The 6,173-nt window shown below is 72.2% G+C and carries 4 protein-coding genes; 2 read left to right on the top strand and 2 right to left on the bottom strand.

What is annotated here, in order from left to right:
- Positions 1-72: 72 nt before the first annotated feature.
- Positions 73-2,304, bottom strand: a complete 2,232-nt coding sequence (locus ACFUVW_RS18775; RefSeq protein WP_430572827.1) for an NADP-dependent isocitrate dehydrogenase — start codon at positions 2,302-2,304, stop codon at positions 73-75.
- A gap of 165 nt (positions 2,305-2,469) precedes the next feature.
- Between ACFUVW_RS18775 and ACFUVW_RS18770 the strand changes: the two genes are divergently transcribed.
- A complete protein-coding gene (locus tag ACFUVW_RS18770; RefSeq protein ID WP_430572826.1) occupies positions 2,470-3,975 on the top strand; it encodes an RNB domain-containing ribonuclease in 1,506 nt (501 codons plus the stop codon).
- Here ACFUVW_RS18770 and ACFUVW_RS18765 read toward each other — a convergent pair.
- Entirely contained in the window at positions 3,906-4,223 is a 318-nt protein-coding gene (locus ACFUVW_RS18765; RefSeq protein ID WP_430572825.1) for a hypothetical protein, read from the bottom strand. The two genes, ACFUVW_RS18770 and ACFUVW_RS18765, sit on opposite strands and share 70 nt — an antisense overlap.
- Positions 4,224-4,384: 161 nt before the next feature.
- Between ACFUVW_RS18765 and ACFUVW_RS18760 the strand changes: the two genes are divergently transcribed.
- On the top strand, positions 4,385-6,133 hold the full coding sequence (locus ACFUVW_RS18760) for an ABC transporter substrate-binding protein (protein ID WP_430572824.1): 1,749 nt from the start codon (positions 4,385-4,387) through the stop codon (positions 6,131-6,133).
- Positions 6,134-6,173 lie beyond the last annotated feature (40 nt).

The following is a 6,173-nucleotide window of genomic DNA, read 5'->3' as shown; positions in this document are numbered from 1 at the left end:
GGACAGGACCGCAGCAGCTGCGGTCCTGTCCGGGCTTCTCTATCTCGCGGATTCCCCTTCTCTATCTCGGCGTCAGAGGGCCTCGAGCGCCGTGTTGAAGGTGGCGGACGGGCGCATCACCGCGGCGGCCTTGGCGGCGTCGGGGCGGTAGTAGCCGCCGACGTCGGCCGGGGAGCCCTGCACGCCGACGAGCTCGGCCACGATCGTCTCCTCCTGCTCGGCGAGCGACGCGGCGAGCGGGCCGAACGCGGCCGCCAGCGCGGCGTCGTCGGACTGCGCGGCGAGCTCCTGCGCCCAGTACAGGGCGAGGTAGAAGTGCGAGCCGCGGTTGTCGATGCCGCCGACGCGGCGCGTCGGGGACTTGTCCCGGTCGAGGAACGTGCCCGTGGCACGGTCGAGGGTGTCCGCGAGCACCTGGGCGCGCGCGTTGCCGGTGACGGTGGCCAGGTGCTCGAACGAGGCGGCCAGCGCGAAGAACTCACCCAGCGAGTCCCAGCGCAGGTAGTTCTCCGCGAGGAGCTGCTGCACGTGCTTGGGGGCGGAGCCGCCGGCGCCGGTCTCGAAGAGGCCGCCGCCGTTCATCAGCGGCACGACCGACAGCATCTTGGCCGACGTCCCCAGCTCGAGGATGGGGAACAGGTCGGTGTTGTAGTCGCGCAGCACGTTGCCCGTCACCGAGATGGTGTCGAGGCCCTGGCGGATGCGCGCGAGCGAGAACGCCGTCGCCTCGGCCGGCGCCATCACGTGGATGTCGAGGCCGTCGGTGTCGTGGTCGCCCAGGTACTCCTCGACCTTGGCGATGAGCTGCGCGTCGTGGGCGCGCTGCGCGTCGAGCCAGAACACGGCGGGGGAGCCGGTGGCGCGGGCGCGGTTGACGGCGAGCTTGACCCAGTCGCGGATCGCGACGTCCTTGGTGGTGCAGGCGCGCCAGACGTCGCCGGCCTGGACCTCGTGGCTGAGCAGCACGTCGCCGGCCGCGTTCACGACCTCGACGGTGCCGTCCGCGGGGATCTCGAACGTCTTGTCGTGCGAGCCGTACTCCTCGGCCTTCTTGGCCATGAGGCCCACGTTGGGCACGGAGCCCATCGTGGCCGGGTCGAGTGCGCCGTTCGCGCGGCAGTCGTCGATGACGGTCTGGTAGACGCCGGCGTACGACGAGTCGGGGATGACGGCGAGCGTGTCGTGCTCCTTGCCGTCCGGGCCCCACATGTGGCCGCCGCCGCGGATCATCGCGGGCATCGACGCGTCGATGATGACGTCCGACGGCACGTGCAGGTTGGTGATGCCGCGGTCGGAGTCGACCATGGCGAGCGCCGGGCCGTCGGCCAGGCCCTGCTCGACGGCGGCCTTGATCGCCGCGCCGTCGGGCAGCTGGTCGACGGCGGCGAGGAGGGCGCCGAGGCCGTCGTTGGGGGAGATGCCGGCGGCCTTGAGCTGGTCGCCGTACTGCTCGAAGAGGGCCGGGAAGAACGCCTGCACCACGTGGCCGAAGATGATCGGGTCGGAGACCTTCATCATCGTGGCCTTGAGGTGCGCGGAGAAGAGCACGCCCTCCGCCTTGGCGCGCGCGACCTGCTCCGCGAGGAAGGTGTTCAGCGCGGCGACGGACATGAACGTCCCGTCGACGACCTCGCCCGCCTCGACCTTCAGGCCGTCCTTGAGGACCGTGGTGCCGGCCGGCGTGACCAGGCGGATCGACAGGGTGTCGTCGGCGGGGACGACGACCGACTTCTCGTTCGAGAAGAAGTCGTCGGAGCCCATCGTCGCGACGTTCGTCTTCGAGTCGGCCGACCAGGCGCCCATGCGGTGCGGGTGCGCCTTCGCGTAGTTCTTCACCGAGGCGGGCGCGCGGCGGTCCGAGTTGCCCTCGCGCAGCACCGGGTTCACGGCCGAGCCCTTGACCTTGTCGTACCGGGCGCGCACGTCCTTCTCGGCGTCGGTCTGCGGGTCCTCGGGGTAGCTCGGGACGTCGTAGCCCTGCGCCTGCAGCTCGGCCACGGCGGCCTTGAGCTGCGGCACGGAGGCCGAGATGTTCGGCAGCTTGATGATGTTGGCCTCGGGGGTGGTGGCCAGCTCGCCCAGCTCGGCGAGCGCGTCGCCGATGCGCTGGTCGTCCGTGAGCCGCTCCGGGAACTGGGCGAGGATGCGCCCCGCGAGGGAGATGTCGCGCGTCTCGAGCGTGACCCCGGCCTGGGCGGCGTACGCCTCGACGATCGGGAGGAACGAGTACGTCGCGAGCAGCGGCGCCTCGTCGGTGTGCGTGTAGATGATCGTGGCGGCCTCGGGCCGGGACTCGGTGGTCATGCGGCGATGCTCCCTTGGCAGGGGTGGACGAGAGATTGTTTGACATCAAGATATCTGGCCGCGGCGGAGCCTGTCGAAAACGCAGGCGGCCGCCGTACCCGTGCCGTGCCTCACGGTCCGGCCCCTCGCCGCGCGGCCCGGGGCGTGCGCCGTTACGGTCGAGCCGTGCCGACGCGTCAGCTCCATCTCGCCCAGGCGGGCCCGGCCGAGGTCGCCGACGCCCTCGCCGCGCTCCGCGCCGAGGTCGGCCTGCCCGCCATGTTCCCCGCCGAGGTGCGGGAGGAGGCGGAGAAGTCCGCCGCGGACGGCGGGTCGGCCCTCGGCGGCAAGCGCCGGCAGGGGCGCCAGGACCGCCGCGACGTCGAGCTCGTGACCATCGACCCGCCCGGCTCGATGGACCTCGACCAGGCGGTGCACGTCGCGTCGTCGGGCCGGGGCTACATCGTCCGGTACGCCATCGCGGACGTCGCCGCGTTCGTCCGTCCGGGCGGCCCGCTCGACGCCGAGACGCACCGTCGCGGCACGACCGTCTACGGCCCGGACGTGCGCACCCCGCTGCACCCGCCCGTCCTGTCCGAGGGCGCGGCGAGCCTGCTGCCCGACGAGGACCGGCCCGCCGTCCTGTGGACGATCGGGCTCGACGCGGACGGCGAGATCACCAGCAGCTCCGTGACCCGCGCGACCGTGCGGTCGCGCGCCCGCCTCACCTACGGCGAGGTCCAGGGTCAGCTCGACGCGGGGACGGCGTCGGACTCCCTGTCCCTGCTCGCGGACGTGGGTCGCCTGCGGCAGGAGCGCGAGCGCGACCGCGGCGGGGTGTCGCTCGAGGTCCCCGAGCAGGAGATCGTGCCCGGGCCCGACGGGTCGTTCGCGCTCGAGCTGCGACGCACCCTCCCGGTCGAGGGCTGGAACGCGCAGATCTCGCTGCTCACCGGCATCGCCGCGGCGGCCATGATGCGCGAGGCCGGCGTCGGCCTGCTGCGCACGCTGCCCCCGGCGGACGACCGCGACGTCGCGCGCCTGCGCCGCACGGCCGCCGCCCTCGGCATCGACTGGCCCGACGACGTCGCGTACGCGCAGCTCGTCCCGACGCTGGAGTCCCGCCGGCCCGCCCACGCGGCCTTCCTCGCCGAGGCGACGTCGCTCTTCCGCGGCGCGGGCTACCTGGCGTTCGGCGTGCCGGGGCCCGACGGCGAACCGCCGGTGGCGCTGCCCGCGGACGCCCGGCACGCGGCGATCGCGGCCGAGTACGCCCACGTGACGGCGCCGCTGCGGCGGCTCGCCGACCGCTACGCCACCGAGGTGTGCCTCGCGCACGCCGCGGGCAAGGAGCCGCCCGCCTGGGTGGCCGAGGCCCTGCCCACCCTGCCCGAGACGATGGCGGCGGCCTCCCGCACGGCCGGCGCGTTCGAGCGCGGCTGCGTGGACGTCGTCGAGGCGGCGCTGCTCGCCGGACGCGAGGGGCAGGCCTTCGACGGCGTCGTCGTCGACGTGCGCGGCGCCGGCAAGGACGGTGCGGCGGACGGCCCGCAGCGCGGTGAGGTCATGCTCAAGGACCCGGCCGTGCGGGCGCGCATCGAGGGCGCCGAGCTGCCGCTCGGTCAGCGCGTCCGGGCGACGCTGGCGGAGGCGTCCGTGCCCGATCGGCGGGTGCTCTTCAGCCTGGCCTGACCCCGCTGAGCGCCCTGATCCTGCTGGTCAGGGTCGGTGACCGCCGTGCCGTGGGGGAGGGTGCCGCTGAGCCGGGCGAAGGCGTGCCCGGGGGCGACGTGCTCGTCGACCGACGGGGCGAGGTGGCGCAGCTCGTGGTCGAGGGCGGCGAAGGTGCCGAACGCCCGCACCCGGCCCCGCAGCTTCGCGTGGAACCAGACGGGCCGCAGCGGCGCCGCGACGTCGAACGAGACGACGGCGCGCGTCACCGAGGTGTGACGCGTCCCTGACCCAGGTGACGTTTTGATAACACTCCTACCTTATGGGTCCCCGGGGTCTTGCGGAGGGCCCCGGGCTATTCGTTAAGGTTCCTTCCCTAAGCGTGAGTGAACGCGGCGTGAGGGTGCGCTGCCGACTGGAAGGACCAACGATGATCCGAGGGAAGATTCGCGGACGGTGGCTCGCGGCCGCCGCCGCGCTGACCAGCGTGACCCTCCTGGCGGCCGGGTGCTCCGGTGCCGCCGGGGACAGCGACGGTGGCGACGGCACGAGCGCCCCCGCGGCCGAGGGCGCCGCCACCGACCAGGAGCTCGTGATCTGGGCCGGTTCCCAGACCCCGATCACCCCCAACTTCAACCCCTACGCCGTGGGCGTCCTGCACCTCGCCAACGGCGGCATCTACGAGACGCTGTTCGCCTACAACAAGCTGCAGGACGTCGACCCCACGCCGATGCTCGCCGAGTCGTTCGAGTGGAACGAGGACGGCACCGAGCTCACGGTGAAGATCCGCGCCGGCGTGACGTGGAACGACGGTCAGCCGTTCACGGCCGACGACGTCGTCTACTCGTTCACCAACGACACCGCCAAGCCCGAGTACCTGAAGGACGCCGTCGCGCAGGACGAGTCCACCGTGGTGTTCTCCTTCGCCGAGCCGGCGTACGCCAACGAGTTCGCGATCCTCGGCAGCACGTACATCGTGCCGGAGCACGTGTTCTCCGAGCACGAGAAGGACTCCGGCGAGGACGCCGAGGGCAACGCGCTCACCGGCCTCGTGGCCTGGGACAACGCCGAGTCCCCCGTGGGGACCGGCCCCTACGTGCTCGACACGGCGTCCAACGCCGCGTACACCGCGAAGGCCAACCCCGACTACTGGGGCGGCGCGCCGAAGGTGGCCTCGCTGCGGTACGTCGGCATCGACGCCAACCAGTCCGCGGAGGACCTGCTCACCACCGGGCAGATCGACTGGACCACGATGTTCGTGCCCGACCCCGAGCGCGTCACCTCGACCGGCGGCTTCGGGTACGTGAACACGCCCGTCGACCCGGTGGTGCTCTACACCTGCTCCAACACCGAGCTCGGCTGCGAGGGGGCCCAGACGGACGTCGCCGTCCGGCAGGCGCTCAACGCGGCGATCGACCGCTCGGCGATCACCGAGAAGGCGTTCGTGGGCCTCGCCAAGGAGATCTCGCCCACGTTCGCGCTGCTCGGTCGCGACGACAAGTGGATCGCCGACGGCATGCCGAAGGAGTCGCCGCAGAGCGCCGACGCCGCGGCCGCCGGCAAGATCCTCGAGGAGGCCGGCTACACCAAGGACGCCGACGGCTTCTACGGCAAGGACGGCAAGCCGATCGACCTGACGCTGACCTCCGTCGACGGCTGGTCGGACTTCAACAACGCCGCCAAGCTTATCGAGGAGCAGGCCAAGGCCGCCGGCCTCAAGGTCACCGCGTCCACGATCTCCTGGAACGAGTTCGCCGACGCCCGCGTCTCCGGAGAGTTCGAGCTCATCATGGGCGGCGTCGTCGGCACCTCGCTGGCCGACCCGTTCCAGATCTACCGCGAGTGGTTCACCGGCGACTACACCCAGAAGGTCGGCACGGCCCTCGAGCCGGGCGAGTGGAACATCTCCCGGTACGACAACGACGAGGTGAACGCCGCCGTCCAGGCCGCGTCCCAGACCAACGACGAGGCCGCCAAGAAGGAGGCCTACGCCACCGTCCAGGAGCACATCGTCGAGGACCTGCCGTACATCCCGATCGTCGTGAACGGCACGCAGACGTTCTTCAACACGACGAAGTTCACCGGCTGGCCCACGGAGGAGGACATGTACATGTTCCCGCCGTCGTGGCAGGGTCCGTCGTCGGGCGTCATCCTCGGCAAGCTCGGCGGCGCCCAGTAAGGCGCCCCGACCGGTGACCGGCGGGCCCGACGGCCCGCCG

Origin of the sequence: Isoptericola sp. NPDC057391, from assembly GCF_042668085.1 — a bacterium.
GTDB lineage: Bacteria > Actinomycetota > Actinomycetes > Actinomycetales > Cellulomonadaceae > Isoptericola.
This window is presented reverse-complemented; position numbering and strand designations above follow the sequence as displayed.